This is a genomic window from Micromonospora sp. 050-3 (assembly GCF_046549335.1).
In the GTDB taxonomy this organism is placed as follows: domain Bacteria; phylum Actinomycetota; class Actinomycetes; order Mycobacteriales; family Micromonosporaceae; genus Micromonospora; species Micromonospora trifolii.
Genome location: NZ_JAJPVX010000002.1, coordinates 2,701,890 through 2,724,945, shown reverse-complemented (window position 1 = coordinate 2,724,945; position 23,056 = coordinate 2,701,890). Strand labels below are relative to the sequence as shown.

The window sequence follows — 23,056 nt, the reverse complement described above, 5'->3', positions numbered from 1 at the left end:
CCTCCTTCCCCGCCTCACTGGACGGGTCGTTAAAGGATGTCGGGCACCTCCGGCCGGACCGCTCAGCAGACCTGGGCCGGGGCTTCCGCCACGTTACCAGTGGTCACCGGGGTGATGGACGGCGGCCGCTGACCACCGGGTCAGGCGCCGGAAAAGGGGAAAACTCCCCGGACGCTCCGCAACGGTAGGGGCACGACCACTTGACCACGTGTCGCATTCCCCGTACCGTCACGCTCCGTAGCGATCGACGGGAGAACCCCGAGCAGCACTGGGAGTGTCCGAATGCCCTCTGAATACGCCAAGTCTCTGGGCGCCCGCCTGCGCTCCATCCGCCAGCAGCAGGGTCTCTCCCTGCAGGGTGTGGAGGAGAAGTCGAACGGGCGGTGGAAGGCCGTGGTGGTCGGCTCGTACGAGCGTGGCGACCGGGCCGTGACGGTGTCCCGTCTGGCCGAGTTGGCCGAGTTCTACCGCGTACCCGTCTCGGAGTTGCTGCCTGACGGCAGTGGCGTCCGTCACGAGCCCACCAGCAAGATTGTCCTGGACCTGGAGCGGCTCTACGACGAGGCCTCCGAGGACCTGGCCTACGTCGCCCGCTACGCCCGCGCCATCCAGCAGCAGCGCGGCGACTACAACGGCCGGGTGCTCTCCATCCGCGCCGACGACCTGCGGGCGCTCGCGATCGTCTACGACGCCTCACCGTCGGGTCTGATCGAGCGGCTCACCGAGCACGGCGTGCTGGTGGCCGACCCCCGGGCGTTCTTCGCCTCCTGATCTGCCGCTCCACCTGATCTGCCGCTTCACCGAAAGGGCCCGTGCCAGTCGGCACGGGCCCTTTCGGATTGCGGTGTTCGGTGCGGACGCTCAGCGGGTGGCGTACTCGGCGATCCGGCCGAGCACCCCGTTGAGGAAGCGCGGCGAATCGTCTGTCGACATCTGCCGGGCCAATTCCACCGCCTCGCTGATCGCCACCGCGTCGTCGATCTCATCGACGTAGAGCAACTCGTAGACGGCGATCCGGGCCAGATTACGGTCGACGACCGGCATCCGCTCCAGCGTCCAACCCTCGGCGTAGCTGGCGATCAGCTCGTCGATCCGGTTGAGGTGCTCGGCAACCCCCTCGACCAGGCCCACCGCGTAGCCCAGATGCTCCGGTCGGGGCTGCTCGATCCGCTGCACGTAGCCGGCGAGCACCTCCACCGGAGGCTTGTCCCGCAGGTCGGCCTCGTAGAGGACATCCAGCGCCCGCTTGCGTGCCTTACGGCGCGCCGGCATCTGCTGCTTGGAACCCTCAGCCATCAGGCGCGGCCGAGGTAACGGCCGTCGCGGGTGTCGACCTTGATCTTCTCGCCGGTGGTGATGAACAGCGGAACCGGCACTGTGGCGCCGGTCTCCACGGTCGCCGGCTTGGTGCCGCCGGTCGAGCGGTCGCCCTGCAGGCCCGGCTCGGTGTAGGTGACCTCCAGCACGACGCTGGTGGACAGCTCGATGTAGAGCGGCACACCCTCGTGCTGGGCGACGGTCGCCTCCGCCTCGGGCAACAGGTAGTTGGCTGCCTCACCGACGGTGCCACCGGGCACGGTGATCTGGTCGAAGGTCTCCAGATCCATGAAGACGAAGTCCTCGCCGTCGGCGTACAGGTACTGCATCGTGCGCTTGTCAACGGTCGCGGTTTCGACCTTGGTGCCCGCGTTGAAGGTCTTGTCGACCACCTTCCCGGACAGCACGTTCTTCAGCGTGGTGCGCACGAAGGCACCACCCTTACCGGGCTTGACGTGCTGGAACTCGACGACGGCCCAGAGCTCGCCGTCCAGGTTGAGTACCAGGCCGTTTTTGAGGTCGTTGGTGGAGGCCATTTCCTGCCTTGATCATCAATTGGCGGACAGACCTGGCAAGTCTACAAGCTGCGTCGAATCGGACGGCCCCCCGTTCGGAGCGCCCAGTCGACGGGCACTCAGCGGGTGGCCAGATGCTGCAGAGCGAGACGATAGCCGTCGATGCCGAGACCGCAGATTACCCCGGTCGCCACCGCCGAGACCACAGAGCGGTGCCGGAACTCCTCACGGGCGTGGATGTTGGACAGGTGCACCTCCACCAACGGCCCCCGCAGCATGGCGCAGGCATCGCGCACCGCATACGAGTAGTGCGACCAGGCGGCCGGATTGAGCACCACCGCGGCGCCCTCGTCGGCGGCGGTGTGCAGCCAGCCGAGCAGTTCGTGCTCGGCGTCGGTCTGCCGGACCGTCACGTCCAGCCCCAGCTGCTCGCCCACTGATTCGCAGAGACCCACCAGGTCGGCGTACGTGGTCTTTCCGTACACGTCGGGCTCGCGGGTGCCCAGCCGGCCCAGGTTCGGCCCGTTCAACACGTAGACCTTCACGGGCTCGCCACCTCCCGGTAGGCGGCCTCCAGCAACCCGTCGTCCGGGCCCTCCAACATCGCCGGACGGGCCAGCCCGTCGAGCACCACGAAGCGCAACCGACTGCCCCGGGTCTTCTTGTCCACCCGCATCGCGGCCAGCAGCTGCGGCCAGGCGTCCGCCGGGTAGCTCACCGGCAGGCCCAGCGCGCTCAACGTGACCCGGTGCCGGTCGGCGGTCGGCGCGTCCAGCCGCCCGGCGAGGCGGGCCAGCGTGGCCGCGTACACCAGACCGACGGCGACGGCGTGGCCGTGCCGCCAGCGGTAACCCTCGTTCTGCTCGATGGCGTGGGCCAGCGTGTGACCGTAGTTGAGCACCTCCCGCACGCCCGACTCGCGCAGGTCGCCGGCCACCACGTCGGCCTTCACCCGGATCGCCCGTTCGATCAGCTCCCGGCTCACCGGCCCCCGGGCGTCAGTGGCGGCCTCCGGATCATTCTCGATGAGGTCCAGGATCGTCGGGTCGGCGATGAAACCGCACTTGACGACCTCGGCCAGGCCGGCCGCCAGGTCGACCGCGGGCAGGCTGTCCAGCGTGGCCAGGTCGGCCAACACCCCGACCGGCGGGTGGAACGCACCCACCAGGTTCTTGCCGGCGGCCGTGTTGATGCCCGTCTTGCCGCCCACAGCGGCGTCGACCATGCCCAGCAGCGAGGTCGCCACCGGCACCCAGCGCACCCCCCGCAACCAGCACGCCGCGACGAAGCCGGCCAGGTCGGTCACCGCGCCGCCGCCCACTCCGACCACCGCGTCGGTACGGGTGAAGCCCGCCGCCCCGAGCCGGTCCCAGCAGGCGGAGGCCACGTCGACGTGTTTGCCCGACTCGGCGTCGGGCACCTCGATCGGCAGTGGCTCGACGCCTGCGGCGCGAAGGCGCTCACCGAGCGCGTCCGCGAGGGCCTTGAGCGGAGGCGCGTGCAGCACCGCCGCCCGGGTCGCACCGGGCAGCAGGCCGGGCAGCGCGCCCAGCAGGTCACGTCCCACCAAGACGTCGTACGGCCGCTCGCCGCCGACCGGAATCCGGGTCACCTCGTCCATCGCCGGCAGCCTAGTCCAGCGGGCGGCGCGGCGACGGCGGCTGTCCACCTGCTGGCCGGTCGGCCCACTCCGCCAACCGGCGGGCGTGCTCGGCCACCTCGGCGCGCAGCGCGTCCGGAAGTCGCACTGTGAACGGACAACCCAGCCCGGCGAGCAGCGCCGCCATGCCGGGCAGGCTCTCCGCTCGGGCCCGCAGCACCACCCCGCCGGTGGTGGCGGTCAACTCGGCCAGGCTGGGCGGGATGCGGCGGCGGGCGGCGACCAGATCGGTCTCCAGCACGACCTCCACCTCGTGCGTGTACGGCACGCCGGCCAGCGACCGGGTCACCCACGCCACCGCCTCGAAGCCGTCCGGCACTGTAAACGTCGCCACGCCGGGCGTCACCGCGCCGATCCGGTCCAGTCGGAAGGTGCGGATCTCCCCGCGTCGGTGGTCGTGGCCGGTGACATACCAACGGCCGGCGTGGAAGACCAGCCCGTACGGATCGAGCTCGCGGTGCGACTGCTCGCCCCGCCAGGAGCGGTAGTCCAGCGCCACCCGCTGCCGGTGCCGTGTCGCCGAGGCCAGCGCGAGCAGCGTGCCCGACGCCGGGCCGCGCTCCGGCTCCGGGCGACGCAGGGTGAAGCCCAGGTGCTCCTGGACGGCGGCGAGCCGGTCGGCGAGCGCCGCCGGCAGCACCCGCCGGATCTTCGCCAGCGCGGTGGCGGTGGCGGGCTGCTCGGTGGCGAGCCCAACCCGTTCGGCGACGACGAGGCCGAGCAGCACGGCCACCGCCTCGTCGTCGGTGAGCATCAGCGGGGGCAGCTTGTAACCGGAGTGCAGCCGGTAGCCGCCGTAGCGGCCCCGATCGGCGGTGACCGGAATGCCCAGCTCGACCAGCGTGGTCGCGTACCTGCGCACGGTCCGCTCATCCACCCCGAGCTGGGCGGCGAGTTCGGCGGCCGTCGAGCGGTGCCGGGTCTGCAGCAGTTCGAGCAGGGCCAGCACCCGCCCCGCGGGATGTGACACGGGCCACTCCTCCAAACCGGGCGGATCCTGTCCAGATTCGATCGTACGGTCTGTCGGTAACCAAGAGAAGGAGCGACAGATGGCGACATTCGTGCTGGTACCGGGATTCTGGCTGGGTGCCTGGGCGTGGCGGGACGTGACAGTCGCGCTGCGGTCGCAGGGGCACGACGTCTATCCGATGACGCTGACCGGGGTGGCCGAACGCGACCACCTCGCCGGGCCGGAGGTCAGCCTGGACACGCACACCACCGACATCGTCCGGCTGATCGAGGTCGAGGACCTGCGCGACGTACTGCTGGTCGGGCACTCCGGCGGAGGGATGCCGGCCGCCCAGGCGGCGGACCGCGTCCCGGACCGGATCGCCCGGATCGTCTACGTGGAGAGTGGGCCGCTGCCGGACGGTACGGCGCAGTTCGACACTCTGCCGCCGGAGGAGCAGCAGCGGCTGCGGGCCGCGATCGGCACCGGGCACCTGCTGCCGCCGCCGGCCTGGGATCCGGCCACCGACCCAACCAACCTGGCCGGCCTGGACGAGCCGACGCTCGCGCTGCTGCGCACCCGGGCCACCCCGCAGCCGCTGCGGGCCGCCACCGACCCGGTCCGACGCACCGGTGGGCGGCCGGTGCCGACCGTGCTGGTCGCCAGCACCTTCCCGCTCGCTGTGGTGCGGCAGATGATCCAACAGGAGCACCCGTTCTTCACCGGCCTGGCCGACGGCCAGCTGCATGAGCTGCCCACCGGGCACTGGCCGATGCTCAGCGAGCCGAAGGCTCTCGCCGACGTCCTCGACGTGATCGCGAGCTGAGGCCCCCCACTGCGCCGATCTTGCAGTTGCGGTTGCCGTGATACGGGGAATGCCCCTGATGCCGGGACAGCAGGTGCAAGATCGGCGCGGCAGGGTGCGGCAGGGGTGGGCGACGTCAGCGTGGGAGCAGGGCGGCGATCTCGGCGACGATCGTCGCCGGGGCTCGACCGTCGGTGACCACCGTCTCGGTGGCCACCTCGGTGTAGAGCGGCCGACGCTGGTCCATCAGGTGCCTGAGGGTGGCCCGTGGGTTGATCGCCAGCAGCGGCCGGCCGGCGCCGAGCCCGACCCGCCGCACCGCATCGGGCAGCTCGACCGAGAGGTGCACCACCCGGTGCCCGATCAGGGCCGCCCGGGTCTCCTCGGCCAGCACCGCCCCGCCGCCGAGGGCGAGCACGCCCGTGCCGCCGGCCAGCGCCGCGGCCACGGCGGCCCGTTCCAAGGTACGGAAGTGCGCCTCACCCTCGTCGATGAAGATCTCCGGGATCGGCTTTCCGGCCATCTGCTCGATGTCGGTGTCGGTGTCGCGAAACTCCACGCCGAGGGTGGCCGCGAGCGCCCGCCCGACTGTGGTCTTGCCGCAGCCGGGCGCGCCGACCAGCACGACGACCGGTGCCATCAGCGGATGACCAGCGCGTCGAGGTAGCCGGCCAGGTTGCGGCGGATCTCGGCGATCGAATCTCCGCCGAACTTCTCGGTGGCCGCCTCGGCCAGCACCAGCGCCACCATCGCCTCGGCGACCACCGCAGCGGCGGGCACCGCGCAGACGTCGGAGCGCTGGTTGATCGCGGTGGCCGGCTCACCGGTGGTGACGTCCACGGTGGCCAGCGCCCGGTTCAGCGAGGAGATCGGCTTCATCGCGGCGCGAACCCGCAGCGGCTCGCCGGTGGTGATGCCACCCTCCAGCCCGCCGGCCCGGTCGGTGACCCGGCGGACGCCGGTGGCCGACGGGATGATCTCGTCGTGCGCCTCCGAGCCGCGGGACCGGGCCTGCTGCCAGCCGTCGCCGATCTCCACGCCCTTGATCGCCTGAATGGACATCAGCGCGGTGGCCAGCCGGGCGTCGAGCTTGCGGTCCCACTGCACGTGGCTGCCCAACCCCGGCGGCACCCCGTACGCCAGCACCTCGACCACACCGCCGAGGGTGTCGGCGGCCTTTTTCGCGGCATCGACCTCGGCGACCATCAGGGCGCTGGCCTCCGGGTCGAGGCAGCGCAGCGGGTCGGCGTCGATCCGGGCCGTGTCGGACGGAGTGGGACGCAGCCCGGGCTTCGCGGCCACCGGGCCCAGCTCGACGACGTGCGAGACGATCTCGATGCCGAGCGCCTGACGGATCAGCGCCTTGGCGACCGTGCCCACAGCCACCCGGGCTGCGGTCTCCCGTGCGCTGGCGCGTTCCAGGATCGGCCGGGCGTCGGCGTGGCCGTACTTCTGCATGCCGGCAAGGTCCGCGTGGCCCGGCCGGGGGCGGGTCAGCGGGGCGTTGCGGGCCTGCCGGGCCAGCTCGTCGGGGTCGACCGGGTCGGCGGCCATCACTGTCTGCCACTTCGGCCACTCGGAGTTGCCGACCCGGATCGCCACCGGGCTGCCCAGGGTCACGCCGTGCCGCAGGCCGCCGAGCAGCTCGACCTCGTCCCGCTCGAACGACATCCGGGCGCCCCGGCCGTAGCCCAGCCGTCGACGGGCCAGCTCGTCGGCGATCTCGGTGGTGGTCACCTCAATGCCGGCCGGCACCCCCTCCATCATCGCGACGAGGGCGGGACCATGCGATTCACCTGCAGTCAGCCAGCGCAACACAGCGGTCAGTCTGTCACGGCGGGCCACCGACGCGGCGCGCTCCCCGTCGCGTCCCGCCCAGCGGACGCCGCCGCCCGCTCACGCGGGCGGCGGCTCAGATCCCCCGACCGCGCTTGTGCAGGGTGCGCAGCACCGCGTCGGCCCTGACCACCCGACCGGCGACGGCGAGGGCTAGATAGGCGCGCGGCTCGCGGGGGTTGCTCCGCAGGGTGCGCCGGGCCCAGCGCAGCGCACCCCGACGGTCGCCGGAGGCGGCCTGGGCGAACGCGATCTGCCCGGCCACCCGGGCCTCGCCGGCCGGTTGACTGGCGAACTCCGGGTAGCGCCGCAGCAACCACTGCAACGCCTCGGAAATGGTGTCCCAGCGCTGCGCGAAGTACGAACGCTTGTGCCAGCGGACCAGCACCGACGGCGTCCGTAGGTTGATCAGCGGCGCGCTGCGCGCGGCCCGCAGCAGGAACTCGTAGTCCTCCGCGTAACTGCCCGGGATCTCCTCGTCGACCAGCCCGAACCCGTTTCGCAAGGCGGTGGCGCGGATCAGGAAGGTCGACGGGTGCAGCTCCGTCATCCGGTCGCGTAGCAGGTCGTCCAGGGTGATCCGGTCCTTGTCGAGCACCCGGTCGACTGTGTTCCCGTCGTAGTTGACCCGGATGCCGCAGCAGACGAACTCGGCGGCCGGATCGCCGGCCAGCGCGTCGACCTGGGCGGCCAGCTTGCCGGGCAGCCACTCGTCGTCGTCGTCGCAGAACGCGACCAGCTCGCCCTCGGCCGCGAGGGTGCCACTGTTGCGCGCACCGGCCAACCCGGGAGTACGGGCGTTGCGGATCACCCGCACCACGCGGGCCGGGTCGCTTCCCAGCTCGGTCAGCGACTCGTCCGGGGTGGACTGGTCGAACACCACGACGACCTCGATCACGCCCGGGTAGTCCTGTGCCAGGGCCGCGTGCACCGCGGCCCGCAGCAGCTCGGGGCGGTCCCGGGTGGGCACCACGACGCTGACGCTCGGATGCTGGGTCATCGAATCTCCTCCGTACCCGGGCGCGGCCGGGACCAGGCCCGCCACCGGGGTGGGCGCGGGGCCGAACGGGCCACCAGGTCGTCGACGATCTGCCCGACCCGGGCCACCGTCGCCCGTCGTGCCTCATGTGCCTCCGGGTCGGCGGCCACCGCGTACCGGGACGGGTCGGCCACCCCGGCGGCCAACGCGTCGTGCAGGGCCTCCCGGGTCTCGCAGAGCGCCACCAACCCGGCGGCGCCGAGCCGGCGGGCGAAGAGAAGCTGGTGGTTGTCGACGTGCTCACCGCGCGCCGGATCGCGGGGCACCACGATCGGCAGGTGGCCATGCCGGCGGGCCTCCAGGATGGTCGCCGGACCACCGTGGCAGACCACCAGGTCCGCATCGATCATCGCCTGTTGCAACTCGTCGTGGCCGAGGAACGGCACCGCGCCGGTCAGCTGGGGCGCGTTGGTGTGCCCGTGCTGCACCGTCAGCCCGATCGGGCCGGCGGCCTGCGCGTGCCACTGCGCCACCCAGTCAACGAGCCGGTCGAAGGGGTGCTTGTCGGTGCCCACCGCGACCAGCAGTCGGAGCTGGGCGACCGCCGAGCTGTCGCGCTGGCGCGGCAGGCGGGCCGCCTCGGTGGCCGGCCGGGATTGCGGACGCCGGGCGGTGCCCGTCTCCCCGGTCACAGCAGCGTCCCGACGACTGTCGCCTCGGGGTACTGCCGGCGCTGCTCGTCCCACTGCACGAGCATCGCGGACAGGAACGGCCGGCAGAGCCGAGCGGTCAACGTCGGGGTGTCGATCCGGTCGTACACCTCGATGTAGACGGTCGGGATGCGCCGCAGCCGGGCCAGCACCACGAACGGCACCGCCACCCCGGCACCGGTGGTGACCACGGCGGCGACCCGTCGGGCCCGCAGCACCCGCCAGGCCAGCAGCGCGTTGCGCAGCAGGTTCGGCACGTTGCGGGTGGTCGGGTGGTGCGCCGGCACGAGGTCCTCGCCGGCCAGCAGCGACACCGCCTCCGGGGTGTCGAAGGTGACCCAGCAGCGCCGCTGCTGTTCGTACCAGGGCCGAAGGGCCAGTAGTTGGGCCAGATGGCCGCCGCTGGAGCCGACCAGCAGCAGCACCGGCGCCCCACTGTCGTCGTTGTTCGTGTCCATGCGACTCCCCACAAGTTCGCTTGGAATTTCAGTTCACGCCAGGCAGAAGCAGATCACACGATCCCCGGTCGTTGAATAGCGCGACCGGCCGAGATGACGATCTCCACAGCGGGCGATTCGGTGCGCCGAACGTCCGAGGTCCATCGATCGTCATCACCACCTGCGATTTTGTCGTCACTCTGCGGCGCGCCGTCGTCGCCGCGATTCCTCCAGATCAGCCGCTATGTCTTTTCTCGATGACGTCCAGAAGTGCGGGATGCAGTGCGGCGTTCCAGCCAGCACCCGCGTCGGCCAGCCGCCACGTCCGCAACCACATCTCCACCAGGTACGCGTCGGCGACGAGCCGGCGCTGCGCCGCGTCGAGACCGAGCCGCTCGCCGTGCCGGCTCAGATACCCGTCCACTGCCGACGCGGCAGCGTCCGCCGGCTCCCCCCGCAGCACGAGGGACCGCTGGAACGCGTCGTGCGCCAGGTCGAAGCCGACTGGCACGTCCGGCCCGCTGTGCTCCCAGTCCCAGGCGACCAACCGGCCGGCGTGCCAGCCCAGGTTCCACGGCACCCAGTCACCATGCCAGTGACCGAACTCGACGCTGGTGTCGCCATGCCGGCGGGCCAGCGCCGAGACCGCGGCCACCGCCCGCGCGCCGGTCGGCTCGGTCGCGGCGGCCCGGCCGGCCTGATCGGCCAGCCGGTGCAGGAAGGTCGAGTCGACAAACGGTCGAGGTGTACCCACCGGGCCGCCCCGCCGGGCGACCGCGAGCAGCGCCGCGATCCGTGGCGGGTCGTCCACCGGCACACCGCGTACCGCCGGGGGCAACGGCTCGATCACCGCTACCACCTGGCCCGCCCACGACGTCTCGGTGAGCAGCCTCGGTGGCGTCGGGTGGTCGGCGACGCCGACCACCCCGCGCAACGCCCGCAGCGCCGCCGCCTCCGCGCTGACCAGCGCGCGGGTCGCGTCGTTCCAGCCGATCTTCGCGTAGCCACGCGGACGCCCGTCGGCACTGAAGAGTTGCAGGGTGGGCTTGCCGTTCGGATCGGGTGGGCGGACCCCGAACGCGGCCAGCAGCGGCGTGTCACCCAGGTCCGCGGAGAGCCGCTCGCTCAGCAACAGCTCCGCGGCCGGCACCCCGGCCGGCACCGAGACGGTCAACGTCGGAAAGGGCGCAAGCCCCACCCGACCGAACCGGGCCAGCCCGCCGAGCACCGCCCGCAGCGCACGCACCTTCGGTGGCCGCAGGGCGTTGTACGCCAACAGGGACGCCGCCCCGGCCCGAGGCGCGCCCAACGGCACCAGGAACCGGGCCCGGGCGACCGACGGCACCACCGCGTACCGGGCCACCGCCTGGTGACCGGCCGGCAGGGCGCCGGCCACGGTCAGGCCGACCCGGTCGTCCGGGAAGACCGCGCGGCTCACCCAACCCAGGCCGTCCACCCGCGAACGCGGGTCGGCGGCCGGGCCCACCCGGGTCGTCACGCCGCCCGGTCCGCCCAGTCGAGGTCCAGCCCGAGCCGTTGGCGCAACGCGTCGTTGTACGGCCGGTAGTAGTCGGTCAGCTCAGCGCGCACTGTCGGCTCCAGCGGTGCGGAGCGCCGATCGTTGTAGACCTTGAAGTTGGGCAGGTCGTACGCCGGCAGGCCGAGGAAGTCCAGGGTGCGCCGGTAGGTCGCCCGCGAGTCGCGGTACAGGTCCTCGCTGGGCAGGAAGAGGATCTGCTGCCGGTCGAAGCGCTCCAGCCACGGCTCCAGGTGCTCCAGGTAACGCCCCCGGGCCCGGTACGTGTACCAGTCGTACGGCTCGCTGAACGACTCCGGCTCGGCGATTAACCGCTCCCGCTCCCCCGCGGTGCGTTCCGGCTCGGCCGCCAGCGCGGCGGCGAAGTCCAGTGGTTCGATGCCGTGGGTGCGGCGTTCCTTCCAGTGCGAGTACGCCCGCTCCACCGGGTCCCGCAGCAGCACGATGAGCTTCACCGTCGGCATCAGCGCGGCGACCCGCTCCGCGGCGAGCGGGTGGAACATGTACAGCGGGGCGGCCTCGCCGACCCGAACCGGCCCACCGTGCCGCTTGGCCAGGGCCTCGCGCTGCCGCTCGGTCGGGAAATGCGAGCGGTACCAGGGTTCGCCGCGACCCCAGTGCTCCTCGAAGTAGTGCGCCGACTTGGTGTTCCACGCGGGAAAGAGCCGGGGCACCAACGGGTGCTGGATGAGGTAGTTCCACAGGGAGGTGGTGCCACCCCGTTTGGTCCCGATGATCAGGAAGTCCGGCAGCGGCCGGCGATCGCTGGTGCGGACGCCGTAGTCGACGAGCGACTCCTTCACCCGGGTGGTCACCTGGGTCGGAACCAACTGCTTGACCCGGTCACGCATGGACACCACGACGAACCTCACCTGCCTCTCGTCGATGCCGAGGTGGGCTCGGCGGCCGCGGCCGCGTTGTCCCCTCCACGGATCTGCCTCATGGTCCCCCGGATGCCGGCGCGCACCCGGGGCAACGTCAACATGCCGACGCAGCCGGTCAGCAGCACCGCCAGCGCCACCGCGAGGCCGGGCAGGCCACGACCACCCACCAGCACGCCGGCCCCGGCGGCCAGGCCCACACCGGCGATCGTGGCCGCCGCGGCACGCACCATCGCGGCGTCGAACAGCGGCTCGCGAACCACCGACCGGGCGAACCCGGCGGCGGTGAGGTTCTCGGTGGCGATGCCGGCCGCCCACGCCACCGCCGCGCCCGTCGCGCCGTAGCGGGGGATCAGCCAGAGACCCAGCGAGACGGTCACCGTCAGCCCGGCCACTGTGGCGATCAGGTGCAGCCCGCTGCGTCCGCCCATCAGGAGCAGGCTCTGCACGTTGCCCACTCCGGTGTTGACCAGCATCGCCAGCGCGAGCACCGTCATCGCCGGCACACCGGCGGTGAACTCCGGCCCGAACAGCTGGAGGAAGGCCAGCGCGAAGACCGCCAGCAGCAGGTACACCGGCCAGGACAGCACCAGACCCCAGGTGGTCAACTGCCGGTGCACGGCCGCCGCCGCGGCCCGCTCGCCCCGCCCGAGCAGCCGGGACAGCTGCGGCGACACCGCCACCCGCAGCCCCTGCATGGCCAGCTGACCGGCCAGCACGTACCGGCCGACGGCACCGAACACACCGGCGTCCGCCGGCCCGGCCAGCACCGAGGTGAGCAGCACCCCCACCCACATGCTGCCGGCGTCGATGGCCGCCGAGGCGGCCCGGGGCAGCGCGAAGCGCCAGAACGTGGACCAGTCGGCGCGGCGCGGACGCAGCGTCGCGCCCCGGCCCAGCCCGAGCGGGCCGGCGACGAGGGTGAGGCAGGCCAGCAGCGCCAGCGCCGCCGGCACCAACCAGCCGGTCATGCCGGCGAGCAGACCACCACCCGCCAACGCGGCCGCGCCGACCAGCACCGGGCGGGCGACCGGCAGCAGCAGGAACTGCACCCCGACGTACGCCCGGATGGGACGTACGCAGCGCAGCGCGGCCAGCAGCAGGGTCATCGCGACCACCACCGGCACCGCGGCGAACGTGACGGTGAGCAGCGCGTCGCCGCTCGCGCCGGAGCCACGCAGCAGCCGGGGCGCGAGGGCGTCGGCGGCCAGCACGCCCGCGCCGGCGACCAGCAGCCCGGTCAGCAGCGGCGGAATCAGCGCCACCGGGAGCACCCGGGCCGCGTCACCGCGCACGCCGGTGCTGCGGCGGGGCAGCGCCCACATCAGACCGGTCTCCGCGCCGAGCGTGCAGATCGCGGTGGCCACTGTGACGACCCCGATCGCGGCGAAGAACGCGCCCGCGCCGGCCGGGCCGTAGCCCCGGGTGATCACGACGGCCAGCACGAACCCGAACAGGCCGCTGGTGGCCGCGCCGAGCAGGCCGGCCACGCCGCTACGCGCGCTGCGGCGGGTCTCGGCCGAGCCGTCGTCCCCGGCCGGCGACGCCGCGGCCTGATCCTCGACGGCGGCGGGCGTGGGCCGGCCCTCGCCGGCACCGGCCGATGGTCGGGTCGCGGCGGTCACGCGGGCACCGGCGCGGTCCGTAGGGCTGTCGGCGACGACCCGGCCGACCGGGTCAGCCGCTCGCGTTCGGTCAGCGCCATCGCGAAGGCGACAGCGAAGAACGCGACCGCCAGGTTCTGGTTGGCCATGCCGTAGAACGGGACCTGCACGATGCAGACCACCGGCACCACCGCCAGCCACTGCCCGGCCGCCGAGGTCGCCCGCGCGCAGATCACCGCGGCGGCGACGAACCACGCCAGGAAGCAGATGAGCGCGGGTACGCCGTGGCTGAACAGCACCATCCACAGCTGCCCCTGGGTGCCGATCGGCGCGGCCGCCGACACGGTGTCGACGTTCACCGGAGCGCCGTAGCCCAACCACGGTGACTCCTGCACCCGGCGGATCACCTCGGTGTAGAGCGAGAGCCGGTCGGTGTTGGTGTCGCTGGAGTCGACCCGTTTGCTGATCAGCTCGGTGATCGGGATGAACAGCGTGGCCAACCCGCCGATCACCACCACCCCGACGATGGACGCGGCCACCCGGATGTTGCCGCGCAGGCTGGCCCGCACCCCGAGCACCGCCAGCCCGGCGCCGAGGCTGAGGAACATCGCCCGGTTGAGGGTGAGGAACGCCGGCGCCAGCGACAGCGGCAGCGACGCCAGCAGCGCCCAGCGCAGCAGCCCCTGCCGGCGCAGCATCGCGAAGGCCACCACGCAGGGCAGGGTCATCGCGTACGCGCTGCCGTAGTTGTTGGTGTACGCGAACGGCGCGGCCGGCCGGTAGATCGGGTTGAGCGATCGGGCACTGTACTCAGCGGTGGTGAGGTGCACCATGTCCTGGATGAACGGGGTGTTGGCCACCCCGCCGGGCAGCAGCACCTCCATCGGGGTGGTCATCGCCAGCCGGGGCACGAGCACCCCGAGCCATCCCAGCGCCACCAGCCCGAACCAGAACGCGCAGAGCGGGGTGAGCACCGCCACCAGGCTGGCGCGTTCCCGGGCGGCCGCGTAGACGTAGACGCCGACCACCAGCGCGGTCAGGTAGAAGGCCAGTCGCAGGGCGAACGTGAGCAGCGAGGCGGGCGACGACAGTTGGGTCGCGCTGACCACCACGATGGCGAGGAAGAGCAGCCAGATACCGGCCGCCGGAGGCAGCGGCACGCGCCCCCGGGTGAGCAGCAACGCGAACAGCAGCGCACCCAGCAGCGGCCAGCCGAGATAGAACGCACCGAACAGCCACCAGAGCGGCACCAGGCCGAACATCATCGACAGTGGCCAGAGCGGCAGTTGCGGCGGCGCGGACGGCGGCACCGGCGCGGCCTCCTGCGGAGCGCCTCCGGGTGGTGGTTCGGTCGCCGGGGCGCGGGTCACCGACACGTTCAGGCCCGGCCGTTCCGGGTGAGCACGAAGCCCAGCGGGGTGACCCCCGCGGCGCGCAGCCGCTCCACCAGGCGTCGCAGGTCGCTCTGCCGGGTGCGGTCCCGCTCCACGACCACCACAGCGCTGCCCTGCCGGGCCACGGCCACGCCACGCTCGTCGGACTCGGCCGGTGGGGCGTTGAACAGGACCAAGCCGTGGTCCGCGCCCTGTCGCCAGGTGCCGAACCGGACACTGCCCACACCCACGGCAACCTCGTCGGGGGTGACGACGCGACTGTTCTCCGAACGGGCGGACGACACCCGCGGCAACGTCAGGGTGGCGTCGGGGTCGGTGGACGGACGGGCGCCGGGTGGATGCGGGGAGGGCCGGCGGGCGGGCGTGCTCTCCGTGGCGGCAGCGGCGGCCGGTGTGCTGCCGGCCGGCCGGGGCTTGGGCACCAGCGGCCGGGACGGGTCGATGGGCAGCCGCCCCCGGTCGGCGAGAACGGTGGCCCGTAGCCGCTCGATCCGTCCGCTGTCGTCGGCGACGAAGACCTCCCGGCCGTCCACGGCTAGCGCCACGGCGAGCCCGGCGGTGAGCGCGGTGGCGTCCTCCCTGGCGGTGACCAGCGCCACCCGGGCCGGCTGCCGGACCCGCTCGGCGACCGCCATCGCCACGTACCGGATGTCCGCGTCGACCGCCCGGGGGCTACCCCGGAACGCCGGCCGGCGCACGGTGCCGAGCAGCGGAAGGCCGGAGGCTTCCCGGCCGTCGGCGACCGAGCGGACCCGCCGGTCGGTCGACTCCCAGAGGTACGCCAGAACGATGCCGATCAGCGCGCCACCGAGCAGGCCGGCGACCAGGTAGAGCGGCCGGTGCCCGGCGGAGGTGACCAGCGCCTTCTCGGCGGTCTGGGTGACCCAGCCGGGGTTGACGTCGACCGCAGCGATCTCGGTCCGGGCGGCGTTGAGCTGGGTGAGCTGGTTGTTGATCCCGGCCAGCTCGGCCACCAGCGCGTCACCGGCGGCGGTGTCCTTGGCGGTGTTCGCCCGCTTCTGCAACGCGGTCTGCTGGGCGGCGACCTTGGTGATGCTGGCGTCGTAGGAGCGCAGCATCTCGGCGCGCTGCTGCTCGTACATGGCCCGGCGCACGCTCAAATAGGCCTCGGCGGCCATGTTGGCGCTCTGCACGGCCTGGTGCGACTCGCGCGCCTGGTAGGTGAAGCGCAGGATCTGCCCGCCGGTGGGCACCTCGACCTCGAGCGCGTCACGGATGTCCCGCGGGTCGCCGCCGGCCGAGTCGGCGAGCCGCTGCACCACCTCGGTGCCGGTGGCGATGCCGCTCTCCACGTTCATGTTGACCGCCCGGTCGGCGCCCGCGCCGCTGGGGGTGAAGGCGTCGGTCACCACCGGCCGGACCGCGACCACGGCGCTCGCGGACAGCGCCGCCGGCACCAGCAGCACGTAGCCGAGCGCGGCGAGCAGACCGACCATGGCGACCGCCGCCACCAACCGCAACCGGTGCATCGGCACCCGCAGCAGGTCGGTCAGTGTCACGGCAGGTGAGGTGCCGGAGGACGGGCCGTCCGTGGGCCATGGGGCGGGCGCTGCATCAGTCATGGAACTTCTTCACCGTCTGTTGAGGATTACCGACGACCACGACGCCGGGTGGTACGTCGGTGCGGACCACCGTCGCCGCGCCGACGACGCTGTCCCGGCCGACCCGCACGCCCTTCAGGACCAGTGCGTGCGCACCGACCCAGACGTTGTCCTCGAGAACGATCGGGGCACGGGTGAGCGGGCCGGGCGGTGCGTGCCGCTGCTCGGGGGGCAGGTTGTGGAAGTCGTTGTCGAGCAGCTCGCAGTCCGACAGGAGGCACCGGTCCCCCACCGTCACCGACGTCCAGGTGCCGATCCAGGTGGCGTTCAGCAGACAGTCCGCGCCGACGCGTACCTCGCCGGGGCCGGCGAAGCGGACGAGTTTGTTCAACCGGGTGCGGTCACCGATGGTCACCCGCACGCCGCGCCGCAGCCGGATCCGGCCACGGATCTCCACGTCCCGACCGAGCGTCAACCGTCGGTAACGGAGCTGATACCAGCCGCGTTTGACCGCGAAGACCAGACGCACCACGCGTCTCGTTCGGATGCCAACGGCGCCGAGCAACGACCCTCCCCCACCGTCGCGGGCCGGCGGCGGTGGTACCGCCACCGGCCCAACGTGAACAATCTACCGATGCTCCGTTACGAACGGTTGACCCTTACTGTACGGAGAAGAATGTCGATGGGGTAGACCAGGACAACTCGGGCGTCGCGTTGCTGATGACGGTCGCCGTGGTGCCGTCGACCGCCGCGCTCGGAGCGGCCGTCGGGTCGAACGGCACGCTCCGCAGCGCGCCGTCGGTGGAGCCGTAGACGATCCGGCCGCCCACCCAGGCCATGCCCCGCACCGCGGACCAGGTCACACCCGTGGTCGGCAGCGCGAACTCGGTGGCGCCCAGGTAGTTGCCGTCGATCTCGAAGTAGCGGTAGTAGAGGCTGTTCGCCCCGGTACGGGTGTAGTAGAGCCGGCCGTCGAGGAAGAAGGCGCCGGTCAGCAACGCCGGGTTGTACCAGTCGTTGTAGCCGGACGCCTCCCACGGCGAGCCGATCGCGCCTCCGTTGAAGAGGGAGATGTCGATCCGACTGCCGGTGGGCGTGCCGGCCACCGTGTGCGACCAGTAGATCCGGTCGTCGACCCGCCAGGTCGCGCCGGCCCCCGTGTACGCGGGCTGACTGACGCTGGTCGCGGTGCCCAGCGCGGTGCCGTTGAACGGCACCTTCTCCACGGTGCCCGAAGCGGTGCCGAGGTAGAGGTTGCCGGTGGTGGCCGACGGCGGGTTCTTCGGCGTGAAGGTGCGTCCGCCGGCGAGCGGGAACATACCGAGCCGGCCGTGGTACTCCTCGCCCATGCCATCGGAGTTGTGCCCGAAGTAGAGGCCGTCCGAGCCGCGCCAGAGCACCGGCACCGACGAACCCCAGTTGCTGGTGCCCGACGGCATCGAGGCGCTGCCGCTACGGCGCGGGTTCCAGTTCACCGGCATGCCGGTTGCCGGAGTGACGGCGGCGATGCCGAGGCGGTCGACAGCGCCCGGGCCGGCGTTGTCGCTGGCGTTCGGGTTGTTGACCCAGCGGAAGTGCCCGCCCAGGTAGATGACGTTGTCCGCCACCTCGACCGAGGTGATGGTGTCGTTACCGGTGTAGTCGACCCAGGTGGCGAGCAGGGCAGAGCCCCGCGCGGCGGTCTCGAAGCGGACCAAGGCGTCGCAGTACGCGGCCGGCCAGCCGGCGCCGCCGTTGGTGCCGACCACGAACCAGCTGCCGTCGCCACCGAACTTCACGTCCTGCACGTAGTGCACGAAGGTCGTCGGCGCGGCGCACGGCGGGACGAACTTGTCGGTGCTCCAGTCGAGCACCGTGGGAGTCCCGGAGACGTCCACCAACGCCATCTGGTTGCGCGGCAGGTCGTTCACGAGCGTGAAGTTGCCACCGACGACCAGGGTGTTGCCGTCCGGCGCGACGTCGATGGTCCAGACGTACGACGTGGTGCTGTGCCGTCCCACTGTGGCGTCGATGCTGAAGCTCGGGTCGATCGCGCCGGTGGTCGCGTTGAGCCGGCCGAGACCGGAGTGCGCGGTGCCGTTGAGCCAGTTGAACGCGCCGGCAACGTACAGCCAGTTGCCGTGCAGCGCCAGGTCACGGACCGTGCCGCCGTCGGAGCGCCCGACCCAGCTGCTGATGATCGCGCCGGTGGACGGGTTGAGCGCCACCAGGTTCTTGCGGGAGACGCCGTTGACGTTCTTGAAGGTGCCGCCGACGATCAGCGTGCCGCCGGGGCCGGCGAGCAGCGTGTTGACCGCGCCGTCGAGCACCGGCAGGAAGGTGGTCGACATGGTGCCGGTGGTCCGGTCGTACGCGAAGAGGTAGCGCTGCGTGATCCACGCGGAACTGGCGGTCTGCCGGAGCTGGGTGAAGCTGCCGCCGACGAAGACCGTGTTGCCCACCTGCGCGAAGGCACGGGTCTCACCGTCTCGGGCGTGCGGGGTCGCGTCGGCGGGGTTCGCCGACACCAGGGTCGCCGTGGTCGGGACCGGCACCACAGCGGCCGACGCGGTCGTGGGCACGCCCAGAGCTGCGGCGATGATCGCCAACGCGACCATCCCCGCCCGAGTACGACGTCGTCCTGCAAAACGCCACAAGTGCGAGAGTTTGGGCACGCTGCGCCTCCAGATTGGATGAGAACCCGAGGTAGCGTGCCTCGTCCAGCCTGGTTAACAAAATCCGCCGATTGGGCGGTGCATGAATCCGCAAGCCGACAGAACGCCGGAGGATCGGTTGTCCGACCCCCCGGCGAACGCCGTCCGGTCAGCCCGTTTCGAACGTCAGCGGTTACCTCCGGTGGGTTGCCGCAGGTAGGGGTCCTGCCCGGCCTGCGTGAAGCCGGCCACCGCCGACGCGTCGTGATTCATCGTCATGTCACAGGTCGACGTGCGGCTGGTCATACCGGCCGAGTTGAAGTAGATCGCCGCCTTGATCTTCGGGTGCGCCTTCAGAGCCGCCGGGAACTCCTGGAACCAGCGCTGCTTGGCGCCCGGGTCGGCGGAGTTGAAGTTGGTGCCGAACTCGGCGAGCATCCGGGGCTTGCCCGCGCCGATGCCGTTGTCGTCCAGCCACCGGTAGAAGCCACCCACAGTCGTGCTCGGGCTCTTCCACACCGTGCTGCCGTTACAGACGTGGAAGTTGTACGGGTCGTAGGCCACCCAGTCGACGTACTGGTCACCGGGGTACAGGCCGGCGTACCGGGAGTAGTGCCCGGACCAACCCATCATCGTCCAGACCCAGACCGCGTTGGTGGCGCCCGCGTTGGCGAACCGCTCGTGGACGTAGCGCCAGGCCCGGACGAAGTCGGCGTCGCTGCCCTTGTTCGGCTCGTCCTCCGGTTCGTGGTCGAAGCCGATGAAGACCGGGACGCCGGCAGCGCGGATCCGGCCCGCGACAGCGTCGATGGTGTCGTCCTGCTTGCCGCCGTAGACGTCCGACCACTTGAGGGTCGTGCCGGCGGAGAAGTCACGGGACTCCCAGGCGAAGAACATCAGCCGGCCTTCGCGCATCTGCTGCGACTCGTACACGTCGGGGAAGGCGCCGTTGCTGCCGGCGTTGGAGAAGTCGTGGTAGCGGTGCACGATGTCGAACTTGCGCCCGACCTGCGTCTCCACGTCGGTGACGGCCTTGCCGTGGTCCCAGCCGCCGGCCGCCCCGGCGGGCGAGTACATGCCCCACCAGGCGCCACAGGACGGGACGAGCTTGTCCGAGACGGAGCCACACTTGCCCGACGGCAGGGTGCCACTGGCGCTCGGGGTCGCCGTCCGGGTCGGGGCGATGGTCGGCGACGGCTTCGGCGCGGCGGTGGTCGGCGACGCGCTCGGTGACGGCGGCGGTGCCGGCCGGGTGGTCGTCACCGGCGACGGCCGGGCCCCGAGGTCGTAGCTGATCAGCAGGCTGGGTCGCAGGTCCGGGTTGCGGTTCTCGACCGACGCCCAGTAGATCCGGCTCTCCAGGCCGCTCTGCGCCAACGAGACCGTCCAGGTGCCGTTGCCGGTGACCAACTTGGAGACGTCCCACTCGTTGACGCCCTTGGACACACCGGTCACGCTGTCCAGCGCGGCACCGGCCGACGTCACAGGAGGCCGCGACTCGCGGGCGCTCAGCGGCGACGCGTGCGCCGTCACAGTGGCGGCGAACTGCTGCCAGGCGTGCACCCGCAGCGTCGCCCGGATGTTGACCGCGGTGGCCGGCACCGTGGTCACCGCGAACTCGATGACCGCCTCGCGGCCACCGCGCGGGTTGCCGTCGCAGCGCGCCGCGCAGGTGGCCAGCGTCGACTTGGCCGCGTTGTCACCGTCCTGCGACACCGCGGTGGCGGTGGTGTCGGCCGCCGCCCGGATCGACAGGTCGTCGCTGGCCAGCAGCGGCATCATGGTCGCCACGATGCCGGCCACCACCGAACCGCCGACCACGCCGATGGCAATCGCCTTACGCCGGGGTCCGGAGCGGAACCGGGTGATGCGGTGCAGTCCGTGCCTGGTCAAGGAAACTCCCTGTGTCTGCGTCCGTAACGGTGAGCAGCGTATCGATGACCAGGACATGTGGCAGGTAGGACAGTTTTCCGTAAGCGCGTCTTAACCGTCAGCTAAGAAACCACCTCGGGGACATCAGGGGGCTCTGGCCGCAGGTGCGACCGAAGCCCGTCACACACCTTGCCCGGGGAGCACGCGCGGAGTCAACGGGACGCGTTGGGAGCTGCCAGTCTCCAGGACATGGCGCGGCTACAGGCGACCGCGGCGGATCGCCAGCGGGATGGCGCGAGCGGCAGTCAGCGCGGCGGCCATCGCCGCCCTCGGCGCGGTCACGCCGGTGAACTGCTCGAACTGCCTGACCGCCTGGGCCAGCAGCAGATCCAGACCGGAGACGATCCGGCAACCGGCCGCGTCGGCGGCGTCGCCAACGGTGTCGGCCACGGGTCGTAGAGCGCGTCGAAGAACACCGCGCCCGGCCGCCAGGCCACCGCGCCGGCCAGCGGGTCGGCGACCCCGTTCGGCACCGTGGAGACGACCACGTCGGCGGTGGAGAGTTGCCGGGGCGCATCGGCCCATGGGGCGGACGTCAGCACGACACCCAGCGCGCCGGCCACCGGACACTACCCAAACAAGCCGCACCGACATCCGCGATCCAGAGGCAGGCAAGCGCTGCGGCAGTGGGGCAGGCGGGACGCGTGCACCGTTCCGGCCGGCGGTCTCAATCCCGGCGCGGTCGCCACCTCGGACCGTTCAACCCTTGCGATCCATTCCACTTCGCAGTGTTGACCATGGATGCCTGGCTCAGTAGTGTTCATAAACAACACGGGCTACAGGTGCCCTGTTAATCACGAGGGAGAACTGTGAGGATTCGAGCTCTATTAGCTGCAGCACTAGCGACGACGGCCGCAACTGTTGGCATAGTCGCGGTGGACACATCTGTTGCCAGCGCGGGTTCCGCGAGAGGCTGCACCTATCCGCGCGTCTGCTTCTACCTCACCGAAGCGCGTTCGCTCGCCAACAACCCCACAGCCTCATACCAAGACATCACGACCGGTTACCAGGACCTCGGCTCCAGCAGCGAGGGTTCCTTCGCCGTCTACAACACCCGAAATGATGATGGAGCCCTCCTCCACTACACCAACGGGTACGAGTATTGCCTCCCCCCGAACAGGGGCAACGCGCACATCCGTGGTGAGATCGTGGACAAAATCCGAATCATGAATTCGCCAACTTGCGGGCGGTAGCCAGTCGAATGATGTCCGGCGACAGATAAATCGCGCGGCGCACGAGCTTACCTGAGAGCTATCGCCAGGCGCTTAAGTCTGCGCAATTTTGGTTTGTCAGTTGGCGATGGCCGCCGCGAGCGCGGCGGCCATCGCCGGGCGGGGTGCGACAACTCCGGTGAACTGCTCGAACTGACCGACAGCCTGGGCCAGCAGCAGGTCCAGGCCGGACACCACCCGCAGGTTCGCCGCGACAGCAGCGACGGCCAGAGGCGTCGGCCACGGATCATAGAGCGCGTCGAAGAAGACCGCGTCCGGCGACCAGACGGCCACTTTGGCCAACGGATCGGCGACGCCTTTCGGCACGGTGGATACGACCACCCCGGCGGCCAAGTGCCGGGGCGCGTCGGCCCAGGATCCGCCGCTCAGCGCGATACCCACAGCATCTGCCACAGGGCGGAGGCCTTCGACCGCCTCGGGTCGGCGGGCCACCACTGTCACCGACGAGCAGGCGAGCTGCGCGGCAGCCGCGACCGCGGCGCGGGCGGTCCCACCGGCACCGAGCACCGTCACGGCGCCACCGGCGGTCACGCCGGCGTCGGTCAGCACCCGCACCATTCCGGCGACGTCGGTGTTGTCCGCGTACCAGGAGCCGTCCGGACGGCGTACCAACGTGTTGGCGGCCCCGACGGCGGCGGCGACCGGCGACGCGGCGTCGGCCACGGCGAGCGCCGCCTCCTTGCCCGGCATGGTCACCGACAACCCGGCCCACTCCGGGCCCAGGCCGGCGACCAGATCCGGCAGCTCCGCCGCCGCGCACTCGATCCGGGTGTACGACCACCCGGTCAGCCCGGCGGCCACGTAACCCGCGGTGTGGATCACCGGGGAGAGGGAGTGCGCGATCGGCTTGCCCAGCACCGCGGCCCTACGGGTCGACACGATCACCGCCGGTCGCAGCCGACGGCCCGGTCATGGTCGACATCACGTCCCCGCTCTCCCCCGCACGTCGGGATCGACACTACCCAGCACCCAGGCCCGGGCACCAGAGAACCGGCCCTGCGGCCACCCCGGGCGACCGGGTTATCGCTTGACCCCCATTGACGTTGGTGAAAGCATTCCGGGGACGGAAGCGC

21 protein-coding genes and 1 pseudogene are annotated in these 23,056 nt (G+C 71.6%); 2 read left to right on the top strand and 20 right to left on the bottom strand.

Features of this window, described 5'->3' with window-relative positions:
- Positions 1-282: 282 nt before the first annotated feature.
- Positions 283-771 carry a transcriptional regulator gene (locus tag ACLJOK_RS27605; RefSeq protein ID WP_007458348.1) on the top strand — a complete coding sequence of 163 codons (489 nt, stop codon included), beginning with the start codon at positions 283-285 and terminating at the stop codon, positions 769-771.
- 90 nt (positions 772-861) lie between these two features.
- On the opposite strand, the gene nusB is transcribed toward ACLJOK_RS27605, so the two are convergent.
- The 5 genes from nusB to ACLJOK_RS27580 all read right to left on the bottom strand — a co-directional run bounded on the left by nusB (position 862) and on the right by ACLJOK_RS27580 (position 4,462).
- Entirely contained in the window at positions 862-1,272 is a 411-nt protein-coding gene (gene nusB, locus ACLJOK_RS27600) for a transcription antitermination factor NusB (RefSeq protein WP_184188983.1), read from the bottom strand.
- A gap of 23 nt (positions 1,273-1,295) precedes the next feature.
- Positions 1,296-1,853, bottom strand: a complete 558-nt coding sequence (efp, locus tag ACLJOK_RS27595) for an elongation factor P (protein WP_410821451.1) — start codon at positions 1,851-1,853, stop codon at positions 1,296-1,298.
- Positions 1,854-1,951: 98 nt separating this feature from the next.
- Complete coding sequence (aroQ, locus tag ACLJOK_RS27590; RefSeq protein WP_410821450.1) at positions 1,952-2,377, bottom strand: type II 3-dehydroquinate dehydratase; 426 nt, start codon at positions 2,375-2,377, stop codon at positions 1,952-1,954.
- Positions 2,374-3,453 (bottom strand): 3-dehydroquinate synthase, encoded by a 1,080-nt coding sequence (gene aroB, locus ACLJOK_RS27585; protein WP_410821449.1) that lies wholly within the window; start codon positions 3,451-3,453, stop codon positions 2,374-2,376. Before aroB ends, aroQ begins: the two co-directional genes overlap by 4 nt.
- Positions 3,454-3,463: 10 nt before the next feature.
- The gene (locus tag ACLJOK_RS27580; RefSeq protein WP_410821448.1) at positions 3,464-4,462 is read right to left on the bottom strand and encodes a helix-turn-helix transcriptional regulator; all 999 of its coding nucleotides are present in this window, start codon (positions 4,460-4,462) and stop codon (positions 3,464-3,466) included.
- A 79-nt stretch (positions 4,463-4,541) separates the two neighbouring features.
- Between ACLJOK_RS27580 and ACLJOK_RS27575 the strand changes: the two genes are divergently transcribed.
- A complete protein-coding gene (locus ACLJOK_RS27575) occupies positions 4,542-5,267 on the top strand; it encodes an alpha/beta fold hydrolase (protein ID WP_410821447.1) in 726 nt (241 codons plus the stop codon).
- A 115-nt stretch (positions 5,268-5,382) separates the two neighbouring features.
- On the opposite strand, the gene ACLJOK_RS27570 is transcribed toward ACLJOK_RS27575, so the two are convergent.
- The 15 genes and pseudogenes from ACLJOK_RS27570 to ACLJOK_RS27500 form a co-directional block, all read right to left on the bottom strand.
- A complete protein-coding gene (locus ACLJOK_RS27570; RefSeq protein ID WP_410821446.1) occupies positions 5,383-5,886 on the bottom strand; it encodes a shikimate kinase in 504 nt (167 codons plus the stop codon).
- Positions 5,886-7,064, bottom strand: coding sequence for a chorismate synthase (gene aroC / locus ACLJOK_RS27565; RefSeq protein WP_410821445.1), 1,179 nt, complete (start codon positions 7,062-7,064; stop codon positions 5,886-5,888). Before aroC ends, ACLJOK_RS27570 begins: the two co-directional genes overlap by 1 nt.
- A gap of 94 nt (positions 7,065-7,158) precedes the next feature.
- Complete coding sequence (locus ACLJOK_RS27560; RefSeq protein ID WP_410821444.1) at positions 7,159-8,082, bottom strand: glycosyltransferase family 2 protein; 924 nt, start codon at positions 8,080-8,082, stop codon at positions 7,159-7,161.
- Positions 8,079-8,753: a glycosyltransferase gene (locus ACLJOK_RS27555; RefSeq protein WP_410821443.1), complete on the bottom strand. Its 675-nt coding sequence runs from the start codon at positions 8,751-8,753 to the stop codon at positions 8,079-8,081. Before ACLJOK_RS27555 ends, ACLJOK_RS27560 begins: the two co-directional genes overlap by 4 nt.
- Positions 8,750-9,229 (bottom strand): UDP-N-acetylglucosamine--LPS N-acetylglucosamine transferase, encoded by a 480-nt coding sequence (locus ACLJOK_RS27550; RefSeq protein WP_238679818.1) that lies wholly within the window; start codon positions 9,227-9,229, stop codon positions 8,750-8,752. The genes ACLJOK_RS27555 and ACLJOK_RS27550 overlap by 4 nt, the downstream gene beginning before the upstream one ends.
- A gap of 214 nt (positions 9,230-9,443) precedes the next feature.
- The gene (locus ACLJOK_RS27545; RefSeq protein ID WP_410821442.1) at positions 9,444-10,706 is read right to left on the bottom strand and encodes a hypothetical protein; all 1,263 of its coding nucleotides are present in this window, start codon (positions 10,704-10,706) and stop codon (positions 9,444-9,446) included.
- Positions 10,703-11,605, bottom strand: a complete 903-nt coding sequence (locus tag ACLJOK_RS27540) for a sulfotransferase domain-containing protein (RefSeq protein ID WP_410821609.1) — start codon at positions 11,603-11,605, stop codon at positions 10,703-10,705. Before ACLJOK_RS27540 ends, ACLJOK_RS27545 begins: the two co-directional genes overlap by 4 nt.
- Before the next feature lie 8 nt (positions 11,606-11,613).
- Positions 11,614-13,251, bottom strand: a complete 1,638-nt coding sequence (locus tag ACLJOK_RS27535) for a lipopolysaccharide biosynthesis protein (RefSeq protein ID WP_410821441.1) — start codon at positions 13,249-13,251, stop codon at positions 11,614-11,616.
- Positions 13,248-14,540, bottom strand: coding sequence for an O-antigen ligase family protein (locus tag ACLJOK_RS27530; protein WP_410821608.1), 1,293 nt, complete (start codon positions 14,538-14,540; stop codon positions 13,248-13,250). The genes ACLJOK_RS27535 and ACLJOK_RS27530 overlap by 4 nt, the downstream gene beginning before the upstream one ends.
- A 68-nt stretch (positions 14,541-14,608) precedes the next feature.
- Complete coding sequence (locus tag ACLJOK_RS27525; RefSeq protein WP_410821440.1) at positions 14,609-16,207, bottom strand: lipopolysaccharide biosynthesis protein; 1,599 nt, start codon at positions 16,205-16,207, stop codon at positions 14,609-14,611.
- Positions 16,200-16,718 carry an acyltransferase gene (locus ACLJOK_RS27520; protein WP_181518689.1) on the bottom strand — a complete coding sequence of 173 codons (519 nt, stop codon included), beginning with the start codon at positions 16,716-16,718 and terminating at the stop codon, positions 16,200-16,202. Before ACLJOK_RS27520 ends, ACLJOK_RS27525 begins: the two co-directional genes overlap by 8 nt.
- A 127-nt stretch (positions 16,719-16,845) precedes the next feature.
- Entirely contained in the window at positions 16,846-18,783 is a 1,938-nt protein-coding gene (locus ACLJOK_RS27515) for a hypothetical protein (RefSeq protein WP_410821439.1), read from the bottom strand.
- 222 nt (positions 18,784-19,005) lie between these two features.
- A complete protein-coding gene (locus tag ACLJOK_RS27510) occupies positions 19,006-20,712 on the bottom strand; it encodes a glycosyl hydrolase (protein WP_410821438.1) in 1,707 nt (568 codons plus the stop codon).
- Between the two features lie 237 nt (positions 20,713-20,949).
- Positions 20,950-21,317 (bottom strand): annotated as a pseudogene (locus ACLJOK_RS27505) (shikimate dehydrogenase); the annotation flags it as partial.
- A gap of 723 nt (positions 21,318-22,040) precedes the next feature.
- Positions 22,041-22,865 carry a shikimate dehydrogenase gene (locus tag ACLJOK_RS27500; RefSeq protein WP_410821607.1) on the bottom strand — a complete coding sequence of 275 codons (825 nt, stop codon included), beginning with the start codon at positions 22,863-22,865 and terminating at the stop codon, positions 22,041-22,043.
- Between the last annotated feature and the right edge of the window lie 191 nt (positions 22,866-23,056).

What these genes read in the sequence shown, in the direction of transcription:
- ACLJOK_RS27605 (WP_007458348.1), top strand. Translation starts at nt 283, where the DNA reads ATGCCCTCTGAATACGCCAAGTCTCTGGGCGCCCGCCTGCGCTCCATC.
- nusB (WP_184188983.1), bottom strand. Translation starts at nt 1,272, where the DNA reads ATGCCGGCGCGCCGTAAGGCACGCAAGCGGGCGCTGGATGTCCTCTAC.
- efp (WP_410821451.1), bottom strand. Translation starts at nt 1,853, where the DNA reads ATGGCCTCCACCAACGACCTCAAAAACGGCCTGGTACTCAACCTGGAC.
- aroB (WP_410821449.1), bottom strand. Translation starts at nt 3,453, where the DNA reads ATGGACGAGGTGACCCGGATTCCGGTCGGCGGCGAGCGGCCGTACGAC.
- ACLJOK_RS27575 (WP_410821447.1), top strand. Translation starts at nt 4,542, where the DNA reads ATGGCGACATTCGTGCTGGTACCGGGATTCTGGCTGGGTGCCTGGGCG.
- ACLJOK_RS27570 (WP_410821446.1), bottom strand. Translation starts at nt 5,886, where the DNA reads ATGGCACCGGTCGTCGTGCTGGTCGGCGCGCCCGGCTGCGGCAAGACC.
- ACLJOK_RS27560 (WP_410821444.1), bottom strand. Translation starts at nt 8,082, where the DNA reads ATGACCCAGCATCCGAGCGTCAGCGTCGTGGTGCCCACCCGGGACCGC.
- ACLJOK_RS27550 (WP_238679818.1), bottom strand. Translation starts at nt 9,229, where the DNA reads ATGGACACGAACAACGACGACAGTGGGGCGCCGGTGCTGCTGCTGGTC.
- ACLJOK_RS27525 (WP_410821440.1), bottom strand. Translation starts at nt 16,207, where the DNA reads ATGACTGATGCAGCGCCCGCCCCATGGCCCACGGACGGCCCGTCCTCC.
- ACLJOK_RS27515 (WP_410821439.1), bottom strand. Translation starts at nt 18,783, where the DNA reads ATGGTCGCGTTGGCGATCATCGCCGCAGCTCTGGGCGTGCCCACGACC.